This window comes from Desulfatitalea tepidiphila (genome assembly GCF_001293685.1).
In the GTDB taxonomy this organism is placed as follows: Bacteria; Desulfobacterota; Desulfobacteria; order Desulfobacterales; family Desulfosarcinaceae; genus Desulfatitalea; species Desulfatitalea tepidiphila.
Genome location: NZ_BCAG01000006.1, coordinates 397,936 through 416,682, shown reverse-complemented (window position 1 = coordinate 416,682; position 18,747 = coordinate 397,936). Strand labels below are relative to the sequence as shown.

General features: G+C 58.0%; 17 protein-coding genes. 8 read left to right on the top strand and 9 right to left on the bottom strand.

Annotated features, from left to right (window positions below; all coding sequences use genetic code 11):
• Positions 1-61 precede the first annotated feature (61 nt).
• The 3 genes from pyrE to DFT_RS21840 are packed head-to-tail and all read left to right on the top strand — an operon-like array spanning position 62 to position 2,464.
• Entirely contained in the window at positions 62-634 is a 573-nt protein-coding gene (gene pyrE, locus DFT_RS21850) for an orotate phosphoribosyltransferase (RefSeq protein ID WP_054033349.1), read from the top strand.
• A 15-nt stretch (positions 635-649) separates the two neighbouring features.
• Complete coding sequence (locus DFT_RS21845) at positions 650-1,495, top strand: DMT family transporter (RefSeq protein WP_054033348.1); 846 nt, start codon at positions 650-652, stop codon at positions 1,493-1,495.
• 9 nt (positions 1,496-1,504) lie between these two features.
• Positions 1,505-2,464 carry a YcbK family protein gene (locus DFT_RS21840; RefSeq protein WP_083453701.1) on the top strand — a complete coding sequence of 320 codons (960 nt, stop codon included), beginning with the start codon at positions 1,505-1,507 and terminating at the stop codon, positions 2,462-2,464.
• A gap of 178 nt (positions 2,465-2,642) precedes the next feature.
• Here the strand turns inward: DFT_RS21840 and DFT_RS21835 are convergent, their stop codons facing one another.
• From DFT_RS21835 to DFT_RS21825, 3 genes are all read right to left on the bottom strand, one after another.
• Entirely contained in the window at positions 2,643-3,491 is an 849-nt protein-coding gene (locus DFT_RS21835) for a DMT family transporter (RefSeq protein WP_054033346.1), read from the bottom strand.
• Between the two features lie 25 nt (positions 3,492-3,516).
• The gene (locus tag DFT_RS21830) at positions 3,517-4,566 is read right to left on the bottom strand and encodes a radical SAM protein (RefSeq protein ID WP_054033345.1); all 1,050 of its coding nucleotides are present in this window, start codon (positions 4,564-4,566) and stop codon (positions 3,517-3,519) included.
• Between the two features lie 142 nt (positions 4,567-4,708).
• Positions 4,709-5,893, bottom strand: coding sequence for a two-component system sensor histidine kinase NtrB (locus tag DFT_RS21825; RefSeq protein WP_054033344.1), 1,185 nt, complete (start codon positions 5,891-5,893; stop codon positions 4,709-4,711).
• A 299-nt stretch (positions 5,894-6,192) separates the two neighbouring features.
• Between DFT_RS21825 and DFT_RS21820 the strand changes: the two genes are divergently transcribed.
• Entirely contained in the window at positions 6,193-8,706 is a 2,514-nt protein-coding gene (locus DFT_RS21820; protein WP_054033343.1) for a diguanylate cyclase domain-containing protein, read from the top strand.
• Between the two features lie 39 nt (positions 8,707-8,745).
• On the top strand, positions 8,746-9,885 hold the full coding sequence (gene murB, locus DFT_RS21815) for a UDP-N-acetylmuramate dehydrogenase (RefSeq protein WP_200907126.1): 1,140 nt from the start codon (positions 8,746-8,748) through the stop codon (positions 9,883-9,885).
• On the opposite strand, the gene queD is transcribed toward murB, so the two are convergent.
• Positions 9,882-10,262, bottom strand: coding sequence for a 6-carboxytetrahydropterin synthase QueD (queD, locus tag DFT_RS21810; protein WP_054033342.1), 381 nt, complete (start codon positions 10,260-10,262; stop codon positions 9,882-9,884). The two genes, murB and queD, sit on opposite strands and share 4 nt — an antisense overlap.
• Positions 10,263-10,288: 26 nt before the next feature.
• Positions 10,289-11,404, bottom strand: coding sequence for a molecular chaperone DnaJ (gene dnaJ / locus DFT_RS21805; RefSeq protein ID WP_054033341.1), 1,116 nt, complete (start codon positions 11,402-11,404; stop codon positions 10,289-10,291).
• Positions 11,405-11,607: 203 nt separating this feature from the next.
• Between dnaJ and ubiE the strand changes: the two genes are divergently transcribed.
• The 3 genes from ubiE to DFT_RS21790 all read left to right on the top strand — a co-directional run bounded on the left by ubiE (position 11,608) and on the right by DFT_RS21790 (position 13,793).
• Positions 11,608-12,336: a bifunctional demethylmenaquinone methyltransferase/2-methoxy-6-polyprenyl-1,4-benzoquinol methylase UbiE gene (gene ubiE, locus DFT_RS21800; protein WP_369688340.1), complete on the top strand. Its 729-nt coding sequence runs from the start codon at positions 11,608-11,610 to the stop codon at positions 12,334-12,336.
• A 70-nt stretch (positions 12,337-12,406) separates the two neighbouring features.
• Complete coding sequence (locus tag DFT_RS21795; RefSeq protein WP_054033339.1) at positions 12,407-12,817, top strand: DoxX family protein; 411 nt, start codon at positions 12,407-12,409, stop codon at positions 12,815-12,817.
• Positions 12,818-12,881: 64 nt separating this feature from the next.
• Positions 12,882-13,793, top strand: a complete 912-nt coding sequence (locus tag DFT_RS21790) for a phosphatidylserine decarboxylase (RefSeq protein ID WP_054033338.1) — start codon at positions 12,882-12,884, stop codon at positions 13,791-13,793.
• Here DFT_RS21790 and DFT_RS21785 read toward each other — a convergent pair.
• The 4 genes from DFT_RS21785 to DFT_RS21770 all read right to left on the bottom strand — a co-directional run bounded on the left by DFT_RS21785 (position 13,786) and on the right by DFT_RS21770 (position 18,594).
• Positions 13,786-14,601: an MBL fold metallo-hydrolase gene (locus DFT_RS21785; RefSeq protein WP_054033337.1), complete on the bottom strand. Its 816-nt coding sequence runs from the start codon at positions 14,599-14,601 to the stop codon at positions 13,786-13,788. The two genes, DFT_RS21790 and DFT_RS21785, sit on opposite strands and share 8 nt — an antisense overlap.
• Position 14,602: 1 nt before the next feature.
• Entirely contained in the window at positions 14,603-15,067 is a 465-nt protein-coding gene (gene dut / locus DFT_RS21780) for a dUTP diphosphatase (RefSeq protein ID WP_054033336.1), read from the bottom strand.
• A gap of 181 nt (positions 15,068-15,248) precedes the next feature.
• Positions 15,249-16,505, bottom strand: a complete 1,257-nt coding sequence (locus DFT_RS21775; protein ID WP_054033335.1) for a M16 family metallopeptidase — start codon at positions 16,503-16,505, stop codon at positions 15,249-15,251.
• The gene (locus DFT_RS21770; protein WP_054033334.1) at positions 16,495-18,594 is read right to left on the bottom strand and encodes a polyribonucleotide nucleotidyltransferase; all 2,100 of its coding nucleotides are present in this window, start codon (positions 18,592-18,594) and stop codon (positions 16,495-16,497) included. The genes DFT_RS21775 and DFT_RS21770 overlap by 11 nt, the downstream gene beginning before the upstream one ends.
• Positions 18,595-18,747 lie beyond the last annotated feature (153 nt).

The window sequence follows — 18,747 nt, the reverse complement described above, 5'->3', positions numbered from 1 at the left end:
AAGTGCTCTATCATCAAGCACTTCTTGAAAATTCGGCGGCTTGAGGCATATAGGAGCAAGGATGAAATCGGAACTGATCGCCCTTTTGTGCGAAAAATCATTCAAATATTCGTCCGAACCGACCTTCAAACTGGTCTCCGGGCGCATGAGCCATTTTTACGTCAATTGTAAACCCACCGTATTGCATCCCCGGGGCATGTACCTGATCGGGCATCTGATGTTTGACGCCATTGCCGATATCCGTCCCGAAGGGGTCGGCGGGCTGACCTTCGGCGCCGACCCCATCGCCATGGCCACGGCCTTCGCCTCCGGGTTGAGGGGTCAGCCCATCCAGGCCTTTTCCATCCGAAAGGCCAAGAAGGATCATGGCATCGCCCGCTGGATCGAGGGCGACCTGGCCGCGGGTGCCCGGGTGGTGGTGATCGACGACGTGGCCACCACCGGCGGATCGACCATCCAGGCCATCGAACGGGCCCGCGAAGAGGGGCTCGAGGTGGTCCGTGCCGTGGTGCTTGTCGATCGCCAGGAGGGTGGGGTGGAGAACATCCGGCAGCATGTCGCCGATGTCCGGGCCCTTATCACACGGGATGAATTGATGGCGAATATTAAAAAAGTTAAAAGTTTAAAGTGTTAAGTTTTAAGTAGTGGGATGTTGCCGATTGTTTATATTGTTTTTTGCGTCCTGGTGTGGGGGCTCTCCTTTTCCGTCACCCGCAGCGCCGTGCAGCAGATTCCGCCGCTGACCCTGGCCAGCCTTCGCTTTTTCCTGGCGGCCGCCCTCTTGTGGCCCTTGACCCGCAAAATGGCGCCTGCACTGCGGCCGACGGACCGTAAGTTGATCTGGGCGCTGGCCCTGAGCGGCATCTCCTTCTATTTCGCCTTCGAAAACATCGGCCTCAAGATGACCACTGCGTCGCATGCTTCCCTGATCATCGCCACCATCCCGTTGGGCACGGAACTGGTTTCGGCCTGGCGCATCCGGAAGTGGCCCGGGGTCAATACCTGGCTGGGCGCCCTGCTGGCCCTCGGCGGGGTGGGGATGCTGGTGGGAAAAGATGACGGCAGCGCATCACTCGCCGGCGATATGGTGATGATGGGCGCGGTGGTCTGTTGGATTGCCTACACCTTTCTGGTGGAACGCGTTTCGGGCCGATATAGTAATTTGTTGATTACCCGCTGGATCATGTGGATCGGCGCCATCACCCTGGTGCCGGGAGCCTTGCTCGAGTGCTGGTGGTACGGCGTTCCGCGACCCACGGCCCTGGCCTGGGGTCAGGTCGTTTTTCTGGGCATCGTCTGTTCGGCCCTGGCCTACGATTTCTACAACCGGGCCGTGCCGGCCCTGGGGCCGGCGGTGGCCAATTCCGCCATCTATTTCATTCCACTGGTGGGTGTGGTCGGCGGTATTGTCCTGCTGGACGAACCGGTCACGGCCGCCTTGTTTTTGGCCGGGGCCTTGATTTTCGGCGGGGTTCTGGTGGCCCGTTTACGGTAGGGAGATGTGATGGTGCGTCAAATAGCAGGCAGGTCGATGGTCTGGGCCGCTATCGCCTGGATCATGGGGGCACAAATGTGGGGCGGTGGTGTCGCGGCCGATGATGGCCGCCGTTTTGTCCATGGCGGAGACGGTCGGATCGAACTGTTCAACACCAAGAACGGCCGTTCTTTTTTAGGAACCTTTCGCCAGGGTGCGGGGCATTATGACCGGCAGGCCCTCGAGGGCATTCGATTGGTGTTCGAGTCGCCCCTGGACGATCCGCTGGCCCTCATCTCCCTGCGGTTGATCGAGTTTATCGATCACCTGCAGGATCATTTTGATCCCGAGGCCCGCATCGAGATCGCTTCCGGATGGCGCAGCCCGACCTACAACGCCAATTTGCGAAAAAAAGGGCGCCTGGCGGCCACCGCCAGTCTACACCAATACGGCCTGGCGGCCGACATCGAGATCCAGGGAGTGGCCTCCGAACGGGTATGGCACTATGTCCGGGAGCTGGGTTTCGGCGGGGCCGGATACTACCATGGTCGCCTGGTGCACGTGGACGTGGGGCCGGCTCGTTTCTGGGATGAGACCAGTTCGGGAGTCGGCTCCGGTCTGTCGGATGACAACAAGCTGATCGGGCTCGTGACCGACTTCGATGTCTACCGGCCCGGAGAAGAGGTGGTGCTGCGCTTTATCCGTATGACCGCTTTCCCCATCGGTGTGACGCCTGAATTTGCCCTGGAGCGGGTGGATGTTAGCGATGGGCCGCGCAAGGCGGCCTGCGGTCGGCCCCATTTCAGCATCGAGATCGACGGCCCTTGTCCCCAGTTTTCATCCATCGCCGAGATGATGGCGATTCGCTTCCGCCTGCCGCAAACGCTGTCTGCGGGCCGCTATGTTTTGCGCGCTTCTTTTTGCCGGTCATACTGGGAGGCCATGCCAACTTCTGTGGCTACCCCGGCGTTCGAAATCGTTCAATTCTGACGGCGCCGTAAAACGCCCAATATCTGCGTTGCGCTCATTCCGTGGTCCTTGCGGCGTACGACAAGTACGCCTCAGGACGCGGAATTTCGCGCGCCTTGATCTTGAACGTTTTACGGTGCCGTCCCGTAGCGGCCGCTGACCAATCTACAGGCAGACCGCTTAGTCTCCAGACTTTGCTTCAAGGTTGGCATTTCATCCTTCGGTTCCTCAGTATCCACGGCCCCGCGCTTCGCAGCAGCACCGCACCGATAATGATGGCACCGCCGATCATCGCCAATCGACCCGGCCGCTCCCCCAGCAATAAAAAGACCCACACCGGATTGAGGATCGGTTCGATGGTGGGGACCAGCAAGGCCTCCAAGGCGGTCACATGGCGGATGGCGATGGAGAACAGGGCGTAGGCCAGGCCGACCTGTACCACCCCGAGGAGAACCAGGCCGGTCCATCCGGCAGGTGAAGGGGCTTGTGCGAACATGAATGGTAAGCCGGCCGCGGCGGCCATCAGGTTCCCGAGGATGACCGAGTGGATCGGGTCGCCGTCTTTCTGTTTGCGCAGGCTGAGGGCCACCCAGGCAAATCCGATGCCCGATATCAGGGCGGCCAGGTTACCCCACAAATTGCCCATTGAAAGATCTTCGGCAAAAAAGAGCACCATGCCCATGATCACCAGGCAGAGGGCATACCAGTCCAGCCGATGGGGTTTTTCTCCCAGGAACCAGTACCCGAAAAAGGCGACGTGCACCGGCGCCGTGTATTGCAGCAAGATGGCGTTGGCGGCCGTGGTCCACTTGTTGGCCAGGACAAAAGAGGTGACGCAGACCGCATAGGCGAACGCGCCGCCGATCACATACCGATCCAGGCGCCAGCGCTTGGGCCGGAAGATCAGGGCCAGAAAGAGTGCGGCAATGGCGCTGCGCAGCCCGGAAACGGCCATGGGCGGCCACTCGACCCATTTGATCAAGAAGCCGCCGCTGCTCCAGCAAAGGGCGGTCAACAGGAGCAGAACGATGGCGCTCGATCGTTGCATTCATTACCGCTTTTCAGGGATGTGATTACAGATTCAGGTATTCCGGCCGCTGATGATCGACCTTGAGTCCCTCGGCGATGCGTTCGAGTACCTTTGGTTTTTCCTCGGGAAACTTGTATCCCTCGTAGCTGTGGGTAAACAACAGGTTCCCATCGCGATCCCGCCAGTAGTTGCCGGCATGATCGAAACAGACCCGCGAAGTGACATCCAGCGCCTCGATCATGCGTTGCAGCTCGATCATCTGTTCATTGGGGGTGAGCATCTGGAAATCGCCCCGCTGGGCCGCCGCGTGAATGGGTGTCCCTGGTATGGTGTAGAAAGGCCGCGACCGGATATAGTGGGGGTTGATGGCGTTGAGTACCCTGGCGGTGTTGATGGCATGGTTTTCCCACATGGCCCGGCCGCCCAGCCCGGGCATCCAGTATTCGGACACTTGGAAACCGGCGGCCATGGCCTTTTGGCCTCCCTTTATGTGACCTTCGGCGGTGACCCCTTTCTTCACCTTTTTCAACAGCTCGTCGTCCCCGGTTTCCAGGCCGATATGCACCCGATCCAGTCCGGCCTTGCGGATGGCGTGCAGCTCTTCGGGCTTTCTCTGGGACAAGGTTTTGGCGCGAGCATAGGAGGTGACGCGAACGATGGAGGGGAAGGTCTTGCGTAAATAGCGCAACGCCTCGACCAATTGCCCGGTCGGCATGATCAGGCTATTGGCGTCCTGGACGAACGCGGTCCTGGCGCCCGACAGCAGCCAGTGGTACACCATGGCAAAGCCCTGGTGGTAGTTGAGTTCCGGATGTCGTTCGATCAGCGCGATGACCGTTTCGCGACGGACCGTGCCGTCTGAACGGCCGCCTTTCAAGTCGTTGCACAGGGCGGCAATGGCATCGATATCGTTTTTTATTTCGTCGACGCTGCGCAGCTCGAACTTTTCGGTTTTATACATGGCGCAAAATTCGCAACGATTCCAAGGGCAGTTGCGGGTGAAACGCACGAGCAGCGAATCACTTCCCCCTTCGCTCGGTGGACGATAGATACCGGTTTCAAAATTATAGCTTTCTGCGGATCGGGTGGACATGAGCACTCCTTGTCATTCTCGGGTCTTTGGTTATCGAGCAATATCATAACCATCCGAGCCGGCAATTCAATCGGATTTCAGATTTGATGGCTATGTAAAAAGTCGCTGTCGGACGGTGACATCAAGATTTTCGGCAGACGACTTATTGGGCATCGCCGGCTGCGGGCAGGTAGACCGAGATGGTTGTACCGACTTCCGGGATGCTGTCGATATCGATGAATCCGTTATGGTTGGCGATGATGCCATAGGCGCTGGAGAGCCCCAGGCCCCGATGTTGACCGAGACCCTTGGTGGTGAAAAAAGGTTCGATGGCGCGTTTGCGCACCGTATCGTCCATGCCGATGCCCGAGTCGCGGATGGTCAGTTTGACACACTTGCCGGTGCGTGCATCCTGATAGTGCTCGCGCCCTTCGGTCAATTCGAAATTTTCGGTTTTGACCAGGATTCTGCCTTTGTCGACAATCGACTGCCATGCATTGAGCATGATGTTCATGACCACCTGTTCCAGTTGTTGGCTGTCGGCCTCAACAGGCCAGAGCGCCGAATCCAGCTCACGAATCAGGGTGATGTGGTTTTCATTGTGGACAAACGATTGGGTCACCGCCTGGATCACGTCGTTGAGATTCAGCTTGGTGACGTTGTATTTGCCGGATTGGGCAAATCCGAGCATCTGGCGGGTGAGTTTGGCGGCGTCCGACACGCACGCCTCGATCCCGCGCAGGTGGTCGCGGCGCACATCGTTCAATCCCATGCTGCGATACAGCAGGGAAACACGGCCCTGAATGCCCATCAGGAGGTTGTTGATGGAATGGGCCATGCCGCCCGACAAGGTTCGCAAGGTGGCCAGGCTCTCGTTTTGGAAATAGTGATGTTCGATCAGTTTCTGGGAGGTGATATCACGTATGATGTTCAGCGTGGCGGGCTGGCCTTCCCATTCGATGCGAACCGCATTGACTTCTCCCCAGAAAACGTCGCCCTGGCGGGTGACGATGCGCAACGGGTACATGTTCAGGATTTTTTCACCCTTCAGGCGCTGTTCATGGCGACGCACCACGATGTCGCGCTCTTCCGGGTGCAGGTATTCGCTGAACGGCACCTTTTCCAGATCCTCGGCCAGGACGCCGCCCAAGGCCAGGGCCTTGGGATTGGCAAAGCGGATCTTGCCGTCTTGCAGGACGAAAATGGCATCGTTGGCATTTTCCACCAGCACGCGGTATTTGTCTTCGGCTTGGCGCAGGGCGTCCCTGAGGCTGGCGACCTCCTCTGTTTTCTGTGCCAAAGCGATACGTTGGGCTTCGTTCTGATCTGCTTTCGAATGCTCTTCCATCGACGCTTCTCCCAGCCTCGTCGAACGTGATCGCGGCAGTGTGGCATGCCCGGGGGGGCCGTTGCGCGATACCCGTCGTAGGGGGTTCGGGTGAGAAACCCACATTTCGGTTCAGGAAATTTCAAATCGGGCGATATCAATAGGTGTCATCTATACCAACGCTGTTCGCGGTGCAAGGGGGGCGGTGAAAAGCCAGGGGGAAATTGGGGCCGTTAATGATTCTAAATCGAATGATGTCGGTAAGATAACCTGATCTTGGGTAGCCGCAACCGTAAATCGGATACCATCCTGCAGGTGCCATGATCGACGCTTTTTCCATATTCATCATACCGCCTCTGTTGTCTTTTCTGTTCGGCGTCTATCTGGCCGTCCTCGCCCTGGTTTCGTTTCGCCGCGTATCGCTCAAGGGACGCGTCTTGTTTGCGTTGGTTTGCATTGGGTATTCGTTGCTGTCACCGGTTTTCATCTGCCACCACTTCATCGACGATGACCAGTTGATCCTATCCATCGAACGCACGGTCCATCTCTTTTACGTTTTTCTGCCGGTGTTGGTTGTGGCCTTTTTTCACCATCTGCTCGGAATTCGTCGGCCGGCCGTGTTGATCGTTATGGCCGTGTTGAGCTGCCTGTTCAGTGTCAGTACCCAGAGCGACTGTTATATCAACGGCCTGTATAAATACGGATGGGGACTTATCGCCAAGGGCGGTGTGGCCTTTCAACTTTTCGGCCTGTATGGCGCAGTCGCGATGGCCTATTCCGTGGTCAGCTTCGTGATCCGTATGAAACGGGAAAACCATCCGACGCTGCGGTTGCGTTTCAAGTACGTGATCTGGTCGTTCGGCATCGCCACGATCTTGACCTTTTTCAATACTCCCGCCATGCACGGCGTGGATTTATATCCGGCGGGCAATTTCAGCTTTTTGCCCCTGGCCCTTCTGGCCTACGGCGTCTTCAAGCACCGGCTGGCGGAGGTGCGGAGCCTGTTGCACCTCTCTTTCCTTCGCGCCATTTTATATGCCATGGTGTTTTTGCCCAACCTGCTGCTTTTCCTCTGGCTTTTCCCGATCATCGCCAAAGCGTCGGAGGCCGCCCAATTCGTTTTTTTGAGCCTCTGGTACCTGTCCAACACCCTCTATGTGATTCCCATCCGGGCACTGGCCCAGCGCTGGCTTTACAAAACGCGCAATGAGTTGCAGCAGGCCGAAGTGTCACTCATGAAAGAGATGCTGGTGTTGGGCGATTCAGGCAGCCTGATTAGTAAGGTCAATGATGCGGTGTGCCGTCTGCTGGCCTTCGATCGGATCGAGATTCTGACCAGTGATGCAACAGAACGGGCTTTGATCCTGCCCGACGGCACGACCTTTCCGCTGCCGGAATCGCTGTACCATCACTTGCGTCACCGGCGGTCGATTTTCGAGGCCTTTTCGGGGAACATGAATGTGCCGGTGACCGCGACGCCGGCGACCCTTCTGGAATTGCTGGCAAAACTCGATGCCATGTATGCCATTGCCCTGGAACATAACGGAAACCTGATCGGCTTGCTGGCCTTGCCGCAGAAACATGACCAGCGGCCGTTGTATGCCGAAGAGGCCGCATTTATAAAAAATATTGCCGGCACCCTGTCACTGGCGCTGTCCAATGCGCGCATGTACCAGCGCATTGCCGGCCTCAAGGATCACCTCCAGAGCCAGACAGAGGCGCTCACCGCTGAAGTCGAAGAGCGGCAACGGGCTGAATCCTCATTGACAGCGGCACAACGCGACCTCGTCGAGGCACACCTGGCCATGGAGAACGCGGTCTTGCAGGCTAACGAGATGACCGCCAAAATGGAGATCAACAACCATGTTTTGATCCAGGAGATGGAGGATCGCAAGAAAGTCGAACAGGCCCTGCGCAAGAGCGAAGAGATGTACCGCCTGATCGCTGAAAACGCCACCGACGTGATCTGGACCATCGATATGGAAGGCAGGTTCACTTTCATCAGCCCTTCGGTTCGGCATTTGCTGGGATATTCCCCCCAGGAGATGTCGGCCCTTCAGATTCCATCGGTGTTGACACCCGAATCGCTGAAGATTGCAACGCAGACCATCGCCGAGGAGCTGGCCCGGACCAGGACGCCGGGCGCCGCATTGAAACAGAGCCGCGCCATCGAACTGGAGCAGGTCAGAAAGAACGGGACGACGGTCTGGACCGAGGTGAACACCCGCTTTTTGATGGATGAGCGCCGGTCTGTCGTCGGGATCCTGGGGGTCACCCGGGATATTACCCAGCGACGCCATGCAGAGCAGGAGTTGATCTATTTGGCCTATCACGACGGACTCACCGGATTATATAATCGCAAGGCCTTTGTCGAACATCTGGAGAGCGAAATCCGTTATGCCGATCGTTATGGTTCCGGGTTGGGATTGCTCTTTTTCGATTTGAACAAATTCAAGCAGGTCAACGACACCTTTGGCCATGAAGTCGGCGACCGGTTACTTATGGGTGTGGCCAAGCGTCTGTTGACCATCGTCCGGGAGACCGATCTGGTGGCCCGGCTGGGAGGCGACGAATTTACCATCATTCTCAAGAATCCCGATATCGTCATGCCCGAGGTGGTCGCCCGACGCACCGCCGAAGCCTTGGCCCGGCCTTATGAAATCGGCGAGGTGGTCATCGATTTCGTCAGCGCCAGCATCGGCATCGCCTCCTTTCCCAAGGACGGAAGATCGGCCGGAGCGCTGATGAAAAGCGCCGACCTCGCCATGTACAGAGCCAAGGAGAGCAGCTCCCACTGGGTGTTTTGTTCCGACCCACCCGTCCAGACCCTCTGATCCGATTCACCCCCAGGACATATTTGCCGGGAAAACTGATTGAAAATCCTTTGGCTTTTTGTCCGAACCCGGGTATGGACTCCTGATGAAAAAATCAAGCCGGCGATCGTCGTGGCCGGCGATACGCCCCTGCATTCTCTTATCGAACGATCATTTTGGCCCATGGACATTGAAAACAGCGTTGATTTGACACCATTGAACACCTTTGGCCTGCACGCGACGGCCGATCGGCTTGTCCGCATTCGCACGGAAGCGGACGTGCAATGCATCGCCCAGCGAGTCGATTTAGCCTGCATACCCAAGTCGGTGCTCGGCGGTGGCAGCAACGTCATTTTGCCCCCGCGTGTATCCGCACTTGTCCTCAAAGTGGAGATCAAGGGAAGGCGGCTGGCCAGCGAATCGGACGATGCCTGGGTCATCGAGGTCGGCGCGGGCGAAAACTGGCACGACGTGGTGGCGTGGACCCTGGACATGGGGTGGCCGGGGTTGGAGAACCTGGCGCTGATACCCGGAACCACGGGAGCCGCACCGATTCAGAATATCGGCGCCTATGGCGTGGAACTCAAAGATCGCTTCGAGGCCCTGGATGCCGTCGATATGCACACCGGCCGCATCGTGCGCATGACGGGGCAGGAATGTGGCTTCGGCTATCGTGACAGTGTGTTTAAACGGGAACTGGCCGGCCGGTTCGTCGTTTCAAGAATCCGGTTGCGCCTGCCCCGCCCGTGGCAACCGGTGATCGGCTATCCGGACTTGAAACGTCGCGCCCAAGGGTTGGGTGGTGATGCGCCCGAGCCTCGGCAGATTTTCGATTGGGTGTGCGACGTCCGGCGGGCCAAACTGCCCGACCCGACGGAGGTGGGAAACGCCGGTAGTTTTTTTAAAAACCCGGTGGTCGATGCGGCCGCCTGGCAACGGTTGAATCGCCATGAACCGGGAATGGTGGCGTTTCCCCAAGCCGATGGAGGATGGAAGCTGTCGGCCGCATGGATGATCGAGGCCTGCGGATGGAAAGGGCGCACGCTGGGCAAGGTGGGGGTCTATGCGAAGCAGGCCCTGGTGCTCGTCAACCGGGGTGGAGGCACCCGGGATGAGGTGCTCGCCCTGTCGGAGGCCATCTGCGACAGCGTCCAGAGTCGTTTTGGCGTGAGCCTGCAAATGGAACCGGTGCGGTTTTAGGCTTTCGCCGCAGCCGGATAATAGGTGGCACAGGCGTCTTCCGATTCCCACGTCGTCACCCGGCTGACCCGGACATCGGTTTCGGAAAGTCGTTTGGCCAGGGCTTCGGCGATGTAGAGGGCAATGTTTTCCGAAGATGGCGCGCCGGGGAAGAGATTCAACTCATTAAGAAATTTGTGGTCCAGGGTATCGATGATCTGTTTGACGCGGGTCTTGAGTTCACCGAAGTCGATCAGCACGCCGGCCGGGTTTAAGCGATCACCGGTCACGCAAACCTCAACCTTCCAGTTGTGTCCGTGCAGGTTTTCACATTTTTTGGCCACCATTTGCAGTTGATGCGCGGCCGCGAAGTGGGTCAGTATTTTGAGTTCGAACATGGTACCACTGCTCCTATGATGATCGGCTATTGAAAGGCTTTGGCCGCCGTATCTTTAATGATGTTTTTCAGCCGCTTGCCCAACTTGGCGTCCTCCAGCTTGGAAAATTCCTTGAGCAGCGCCTCTTGCTTTTTGTTCAGGTTGGTCGGGGTTTTGATGGTCACCTGGACGATTTGATCGCCTTTGCGGCCATTGCGCAACGAGGGGATGCCGTCACCGCGAAAACGGAATACATCTCCGAACTGAGTCCCTTTGGGGATATCCAAGCTCTTTTCACCCTCCAGGGTGGGTACGGTGATACGATCGCCCAGGGTGGCCTGGATGAACGAAATGGGAATCTGGCAGATGACATCGTTTTCGTCGCGCCTGAAAAATTCGTGCGGTTTTACGTGGATAAAAACGTAAAGGTCACCGGGAGGGCCACCCATGGCGCCGGCTTCGCCTTCGCCGCTGAGCCTTAGGCGTGAGTTGTTGTCGACCCCGGCTGGGATTCGGACCGAAACTTTCTTGGAAATCTTTTTCTGCCCCTTGCCATTGCATTTTTTGCACGGGTGGGAAATCACCTGCCCGGTGCCGCCGCAGTGGGGGCAGGTGGTACGGATCGTAAAGAACCCCTGGCTGCGACCGATCTGGCCGGCACCACGGCAATGAGGACAGGTTTCGGCTTGGGTGCCGGGTTCGATGCCGGTTCCGTGACAGGCATCGCAAGTTTCATGCTTATCCAGATCGATGGTGGTTTCCACGCCGAAGGCCGCTTCCATGAAGGTGATACTCAGATCGTAGCGCAGGTCCGCACCCCTGCTGGCGCGCCCGCGACCGCCGCGTCGGCTGCTGAAACCGAAAAAGTCTTCGAAAATATCGCCAAAGCTGGAAAAGATGTCCTCGAAGCCGCCGAATCCGGAAAAACCGCTGCCTTCCAAGCCTTGATGACCATATTGATCGTAAATCTGCCGTTTGCGGGGATCACGCAGCACCTCGTAGGCTTCGGCGGCCTCCTTGAAATTTTCCTCGGCCGCTTTGTCTCCCGGGTTCCGGTCGGGATGGTATTTGAGTGCCAATTTTCGATAGGCGGTTTTCAGTTCGTTATCCGAGGCGCTTTTGGCGACGCCGAGAACTTCGTAGTAGTCTCTTTTCCCTTTCATAAAGCGTTCCGATTGATCCTTGTTGAGAGTCTCTGTTGTGTGTTAGGGATACGGATTCCGGCTATATTAAGCCACAAACGACCCTTGCCGATGGAACGGCCGGCAAAACCCCATCCGCGGCGTAGTGGTCGCATGGGCCGGATCACCGGCCCACTGAATGCTTTATCATTGCAAACGGCATACGTAATCAATGGCGAAAATTAATGCAAGAGCTTAGGTTGTCAATGAAATCGCGGGAGTTGCCATATGTGCGTGATATGTTTAACCACATTGCGCCCCACTACGATTTTTTGAATCGGTTGCTGAGCCTGCGCCGGGATGTGTTCTGGCGGCGGGCGATGGTCGAGGGATTGCGGTTGGCCCCTGGTGCCCGGGTATTGGACGTGGCTTGCGGTACCGGCGACGTGGCCCTCGAGATCGTGCAGCGGACTGGAGAGGGGGTGTTCGTCGCTGCGGCGGATTTTGCACCCCGCATGCTGCACCTGGCCAGACCCAAGGTTGACAATCGCGGTTCCAGAGACTGCATTGCCCTGCTCGCCGCCGACGCTTTTCGGCTGCCGTTCGGCCGAGACCGTTTCGATGCCGTCACCATTGCCTTCGGTATCCGAAACATACAGGACAAAGAGACGGCGCTGCGGCAACTTTATCAGGTGTTAAAGCCCGGGGGTCGGTTGGCGGTTCTGGAGTTGGCGTCACCGGACAGGGGGATGCTCCGATCCGTCTACATGTTTTATTTTCATCGGGTGCTACCCCTGCTGGGCCGCTTGTTCAGCAAACATGGGTTTGCCTACAGCTACCTGCCCGCTTCGGTGGCGAACTTTCCATCGGCCGGAGATTTTGCCGGAATCATGCAGTCGGCCGGATTCGGTAAGGTGGTTTACCGCAAAATGACCATGGGTATCGCGGTGCTGTTTACCGGTGAAAAACCGTGATCGATTCGAGCTTGTCGAGCATGCGGCAGGCGGGGGTGTGATCGAAAAACTGCAACGATAAGGACGGGATATGCAAAGTGCCAATGAGCGCCAGATGAACCTGGGACTGTTGATCATGCGGGTGGGCGTCGCCTTGAGCCAGTTGGTCTACGCCCTGCCGCGCCTCATCGATGGAACGGGGGCCTGGATTTCGGTGGGCCGTGAAATTCGCTTCTTGCAGGCCGATTTTTCCGTTCAAGTGGTCGGTCTGGTGATCCTGGCCGTGGAAATCCTGGCTGCGGTGGGGTTGCTGACCGGTTATCTGTTCCGCGTCTGCGCCTTGTTTCTGGCCGTCGTCTATGCCCTTTATTTTTTCAATTTCATACATATAGGATACAAGACCCTGCCATTGTATGCCGGTGCCCTGGCGTGCGTCTGCCTGGGGCTGCTCTTTTCCGGTCCAGGTCGATTTGCCGTCGCCGTGAAAATCGAAACCAAGTGATTGCGCTTGGCCGGTCCACTGTCGCACGGTGGATCAACCGACAAACAGCTATCGAGGAAACAACATGGCGTCCGCATCTGAAGACATACCCATTTACAATCGCCGCTCGGGCCGAATGGAGATCGAACAGGTTTACGGCCGTAAATGGATGGACCTTTTTTACGGTACACCCTGGGGCCGGGCCGCTACCAGCCGATTGCTGTGCCGGCCGATCTGGTCAAAGATTTACGGCCGGATGCAGCAACATTCCTGCAGCCGCAGTAAAATCGCCCCCTTCGTGGATCAGTATGGCATCGACCAGTCCGAGGTTCGGGTTCCCCGTGACGGATTCGCCAGTTTCAACGATTTTTTTATCCGACAGCATAAAGATGGGGCGCGTCCCATCGACGCCGATGCCACGGCGATGATATCGCCGGCCGATGCGCGCTTGAGCGTTTTTTCAATCGAGGCCGACACGCGGCTGACCATCAAGGACGCCTCGATGACCGTTCCCGAGCTGATGGGGGGTGCCCGTCTGGTTGATCTATTTGACGGCGGCGTCTGCCTCGTCTATCGTCTCGCCCCCTGCGACTATCACCGTTTCGGCTATGTGGAGGATGGCGTTCAGGGGCCGGTGCACGTCATCGAAGGCCCGCTTCATTCGGTCAATCCGCTGGCCTTGCGCCATAAGCCCGATGTGCATTGCACCAACTACCGCCACTGGTGCCTGGTCGAGTGCGCGCGCTGGGGCACCACGGTCCAGGTGGAAGTGGGGGCCATGATGGTGGGCAGCGTCGTGCAGCACCAACCGGCCGGCGGACGCTGCCGGCGTGGCCAGGAAAAGGGTTATTTCCAATTCGGCGGCTCCACGGTGATCGTTCTGGTGGGTCCGGATCGTCTCCGCGTGGATGCGGATATCCTGGAAAAATCGAGCCGGGGCGTCGAAACCCTGGTGCGTTACGGCGAGCGGGTTGGACGCTGGACAGGCACTATTTAAGGATCAACAGGCTCCCGCAGCGCTCCTGGCATGCCACGTGGATTTGAAAGGATCGCGAGGCGCCGCCCAGGACGCGTTCAACCGTGTCCAGTGCTTTTTCCGGTGTGTTGTTGGTTTCGCTCAAGTGCGCCAGGATCACATGGCAGAGACCGTCGTGCTGGATCTCGGCCAGCAGATGGCCGGAGTCTTTGTTGGACAGATGGCCGTTACGGCTATTGATCCGCTGTTTGAGCGGCCAGGGATAGGGACCGTTGACCAGCATGTCCGGATCGTGGTTGGCCTCCAGCACGAGCAGTGTACAATTTTTGAGATGTTGCCGCACCATTCCGGTGGCCACGCCCAGATCCGTGGCGATGCCGACCTTCTGGCCGTTGCGGGAGATGGTGAAGCCGGCCGGATCCTGGGCATCGTGGGATGTGGCAAACGGATGGAGCGCCAAATTATTGATAGCAAACGAACGGCCAATGTGAAATGGCCGGATGTCATGCAGTCGTCCCATCTGGCTGCCGGCGGCCTTCAGGGTATCCGGGGAGATGTAGACCGGCAGCTTGTAACGCCGTGACAGAACCCCCACGCCGCGGATATGATCGCTGTGTTCATGGGAAACGACGATAGCGCTGAGCCGCTCCGGGCTAAGCCCGGCCCATTCCATCCGGCGCTGGATGTCGATACCGGACAACCCTGCATCCACCAGCAGCGACGTGGCCCCATCGCTGACATAGATCGCATTGCCTTTGCTGCCGCTGGCCAGCATGCACACCGATAGTCCGCAAGGCCCGGCTCCGTCCAGGGCGTCCTCTGCATCCATATCAGGCACCCGATCCAGTACTGCCGAATCCACCGGCATTGCGTTTGGTGGTGTCCAATTCGTCGGCCTGTGAAATCTGGGCCCGGCATACCCGCTGGATCACCATCTGGGCGATACGCTCGCCGCGACGGATTGTATAGGGGGCTGTGCCCAGATTGATCAAGCCGATCTTGACCTCTCCCCGATAGTCGCTGTCGATGGTCCCCGGCGAATTGACCACCGTGATCCCATGATGGATGGCCAGGCCGCTGCGCGGTCGGATCTGGGCTTCGTAGCCGTGGGGCATGGCCATGGCCAGGCCGGTGGGGATCAAGGCAATCTGTCCGGGTGCAAGGTCGATGGGATCGTCGACCGCGGCACAGACGTCCATGCCGGCGGCATGGGGCGTCATGTAGCGAGGTAAGGGAAGGTCGTCGTCATGTTCGGGATTCAGGCGTTTGAAGGCAATGAGAGGATCCTGTGGCATGGGGTCGCTACTTTACGCAATCAAGGAAATGTATGAAATATTTTATTAACTTACCGGTTATAAGAGATTTTAGAAAAGTTTTAAGTCTAAAGTTTTAAGTTTAAAGTGAAGGAATGGTGTCATTTGATTGTTGTTATGGATCGAATGGTTTTATTTCAAAAGCTGAAAATGAAACGATCCATTATTCATCGAAAATGGCTTCAAAACGTGTTGCCTTGTCGACCGGCCCGAGCAGGGTCAGGGCGCTTTGATCGCTTTGAAACAGTTGGGCGCCGGCGGCCTGGATGTCGTCTGTGGAGACCGCTTCGATGTTTTGAACCACCTTGTCCACCGGGATGTATTCGCCGAAATTCAGTTCGTTCTGGGCCAACCGCACCATTTGGTTGTCGACGCTTTCGGCGGCCAACAGCAGGTTGCCCTTGGTGTACTCCTTGGCATCCTGCAGTTCATCCGCAGATACGGGCGTGCGGCCGAGTTTCCGGATCTCCTGAAGGATCAGATCGATGGTGCGTTGGATCTGCTCGGCATTGACCGCGGTGTAGACGCCGAACATGCCGGTATCCACGTAGGACATCATAAACGAGTAGACCGAATAGGCCAGGCCGCGTCTTTCCCGTATTTCCTGAAAGAGGCGTGAACTCATGTTGCCGCCCAGAATGGTGCTCAGCAGGGAAAACGCGAACCGACGCGGATCGGTGACGGAAAGACCCTGGGTCGACAGGCAGATGTGGACCTGTTCCAGGGTACGCGCCTGGCAGCTGGTTTTGGGATGGATGTCCGGGGTGGTGCGGGTGGGCAGCGGATGGCCGTTGTGGATGGTGGCGAAGGTCGGTCCGACGAGGTCGGTAAAATGGTCATGATCCACATTGCCGGCTGCCGAGATGACGATGCGCTCCGGATGGTACAGGCGCTGAAAATAGTCTTTGATGGTCTCGGCGGAAAAGCCCATCACGTGTTCCCGGGTACCCAGGATCGAGCGGCCCAAGGGATGATCGCCCCAGAAATCCCCGCCGGCCAGCACATGCACGAACTCCTCGGGTGAGTCTTCGACCATGCCGATCTCCTGAAAAATGACCGGCCGTTCGCGCTCCACCTCTTCGGGGGCAAACACGGAATTGAGGAAGATGTCCGACAGGATATCGACCATGGTCTCCAGGTGGGCATCCATGACGCGCGCATGGTAGCAGGTATTTTCCGTGGAGGTGAAGGCGTTGGTGTGGCCGCCGACGGCATCGAAGGCCTTGGCGATTTCATAAGCGCTTCGGCGGGCCGTCCCTTTAAAGATCATGTGTTCGATAAAGTGAGACAGCCCGCTTTGTTCGTCGGATTCGTCCCTGGCCCCCACGTCGACCCACACTCCCATGGAGACCGATCGAACGTGAGGCATATGCTTCGAGACGATGCGGATGCCGTTGGGAAGTCGGGTTTTATTGACCACCTTGGTTCTTTTCCTCTTCCAGGGCCGCCTTCAGACTGAGCCGGATGCGGCCGTCCTGGGACACCTCCAGGACCTTGACGCGGACGATGTCGCCTTCCTTGACCACATCGGTGACTTTGGCCACCCGCCGGTTGGCCAACTGGGAGATGTGGACCAATCCGTCGGTGCCCGGCGCCAATTGCACGAAGGCTCCGAAATCGGTGGTCTTGACGACCTTGCCTTCATAAATGGCCCCTTCTTCGGGCTCCATGGCGATGGCCTGCACCTGCTCCAGGGCCAGTTTCCCCTCGGCCTCGTTGGTGGCTGCAATTTTGACCAGACCGCTGTCATCGATTTCGATGCGGGTGTTGGTTTCGGCCTGAATGGCGCGGACCACCTTGCCGCCCGGACCGATGAGGTCGCGGATCTTGTCGGGGTTGATCTTGATCGTCAAGATTTTGGGGGCGTATTGAGAAATGTCCTGTCGGGGCTGGCCGATGGCTTCGAGCATTTTGTCGAGAATATGCAGCCTTCCGGCGCGTGCCTGGGCCAGGGCCCTCTGCATGATGTCCCGGGACAGCTCCTTGATCTTGATGTCCATCTGAAGCGCAGTGATACCTTCCCGGGTGCCGGTGACCTTGAAATCCATGTCGCCGGTGTGGTCTTCGTCGCCCAGGATATCGGAGAGAATCACCACTTGATCTCCCTCCTTGACCAGGCCCATGGCAATTCCCGAAACCGGCGCCTTGATCGGTACGCCGCCGTCCATCAGCGCCATGGTCCCGGCGCAAACGGTGCCCATGGATGAGGAGCCGTTGGATTCCAGTACCTCGGAGACCAACCGGATCGTGTAATCGAAATTTTCCCGATCCGGCAGGATCTTTTCGATGGCGCGGGTGGACAAGCCACCGTGACCGATATCGCGGCGGCTGGGGCCCCCGACGCGTTTGACTTCGCCCACCGAGTAAGGTGGAAAGTTGTAATGCAGCATGAAGGGGCGCATCTCTTCTCCGCTGAGGGTTTCCACGCGCTGCTCATCCGGGCCCGATCCTAAAGTGAGCACGCCGAGTACCTGGGTCTCGCCTCGCGTAAAAAGGGCGCTGCCGTGGGGACGGGGAAGCAGCCCGACTTCACAGGTGATCGGGCGGATTTCATCAAACTTGCGTCCTCCGATACGCAGTCCCTCCTTGAGGATCATCTGTCGTGAGATTTTTTTGAGCAGATCTCCCAAAATTTCCATGCATTCGGCGCGGCGCTCGGTGTAGGCGTCTCCCAGGCCATCGACAATCTCCGCCTTCAGTGCGCGCATGGCGCTGTGTCGCGCCATTTTGTCATGGATATCCAGCGCTTGACGAATGCGTTCGCTGGCGATCGCCTCCAATTGGGCGGCCAGGGCCTCGTCCGTTGCCGGTGGCGCGAAGGGGCGCTTGGCTTTGCCTAAAGCGGCCCGAAGCTCTTCCTGGATGTCGATAATCGGTTTCAGGGCTTCGTGGCCGAAGAACAGCGCCTCGAGCATATCGTCCTCGGTGATGATCTGTGCGCCGCCCTCCACCATGACCACACCGGTCTTGGATCCGGCCACGACGAGGTTGATATCCGAGGATTCGATCTGGCTCAGCGTCGGATTGGCGACGAATTGGCCATCGATGCGTCCCACGCGGACACAGGCAATGGGGCCGTCGAAGTGGATGTCGGAAATGGTCAGGGCCGCCGAGGCACCGACCACGGCCAGGACGTCCGGATCGTTCTCCTGGTCCATGGAAAGCACCGTGGCGATCACCTGGGTTTCATAGCGCCATTTTTTAGGGAACAGCGGCCGGATCGGTCGGTCGATCAATCGTGCGGTGAGCGTCTCTTTTTCACTGGGGCGTCCGATTTCACGCCTGAAATAGTTGCCGGGGATTCGGCCGGCGGCGTAAATTTTTTCCTGATACTCAACCGAAAGGGGTAGAAAGTCGGCCGGCCGTTCGTCGTTGGCGGCCACGGCCGTGACCAGTACGATGGTGTCACCGTATTGGACGACGACCGCGCCGTCGGCCTGCTTGGCCACTTTCCCGGATTGGATCGTGAGCGGCTTTCCCCCAACATCGGTTTTTACATTTATTTCCATTCAATTTCTCCTTAAAATATTGCGGCCTTTCATGAAACACACAATCAGCTGCGAGTTGCGGCACCGTACCTAATGGTATTGGGCCGCCGTTCAATTCAATGCAGCGACGACCGGCGACACCGCACCCTTTCGGATGCGTTGGCGCTCCGGTCT

Excerpts from the sequence above, each read along its gene's own strand:
- pyrE (WP_054033349.1), top strand. The coding sequence starts at position 62 with ATGAAATCGGAACTGATCGCCCTTTTGTGCGAAAAATCATTCAAATAT.
- DFT_RS21845 (WP_054033348.1), top strand. The coding sequence starts at position 650 with ATGTTGCCGATTGTTTATATTGTTTTTTGCGTCCTGGTGTGGGGGCTC.
- DFT_RS21840 (WP_083453701.1), top strand. The coding sequence starts at position 1,505 with ATGGTGCGTCAAATAGCAGGCAGGTCGATGGTCTGGGCCGCTATCGCC.
- DFT_RS21835 (WP_054033346.1), bottom strand. The coding sequence starts at position 3,491 with ATGCAACGATCGAGCGCCATCGTTCTGCTCCTGTTGACCGCCCTTTGC.
- DFT_RS21830 (WP_054033345.1), bottom strand. The coding sequence starts at position 4,566 with ATGTCCACCCGATCCGCAGAAAGCTATAATTTTGAAACCGGTATCTAT.
- DFT_RS21825 (WP_054033344.1), bottom strand. The coding sequence starts at position 5,893 with ATGGAAGAGCATTCGAAAGCAGATCAGAACGAAGCCCAACGTATCGCT.
- DFT_RS21820 (WP_054033343.1), top strand. The coding sequence starts at position 6,193 with ATGATCGACGCTTTTTCCATATTCATCATACCGCCTCTGTTGTCTTTT.
- queD (WP_054033342.1), bottom strand. The coding sequence starts at position 10,262 with ATGTTCGAACTCAAAATACTGACCCACTTCGCGGCCGCGCATCAACTG.
- dnaJ (WP_054033341.1), bottom strand. The coding sequence starts at position 11,404 with ATGAAAGGGAAAAGAGACTACTACGAAGTTCTCGGCGTCGCCAAAAGC.
- ubiE (WP_369688340.1), top strand. The coding sequence starts at position 11,608 with ATGCAAGAGCTTAGGTTGTCAATGAAATCGCGGGAGTTGCCATATGTG.
- DFT_RS21795 (WP_054033339.1), top strand. The coding sequence starts at position 12,407 with ATGCAAAGTGCCAATGAGCGCCAGATGAACCTGGGACTGTTGATCATG.
- DFT_RS21790 (WP_054033338.1), top strand. The coding sequence starts at position 12,882 with ATGGCGTCCGCATCTGAAGACATACCCATTTACAATCGCCGCTCGGGC.
- DFT_RS21785 (WP_054033337.1), bottom strand. The coding sequence starts at position 14,601 with ATGGATGCAGAGGACGCCCTGGACGGAGCCGGGCCTTGCGGACTATCG.
- dut (WP_054033336.1), bottom strand. The coding sequence starts at position 15,067 with ATGCCACAGGATCCTCTCATTGCCTTCAAACGCCTGAATCCCGAACAT.
- DFT_RS21770 (WP_054033334.1), bottom strand. The coding sequence starts at position 18,594 with ATGGAAATAAATGTAAAAACCGATGTTGGGGGAAAGCCGCTCACGATC.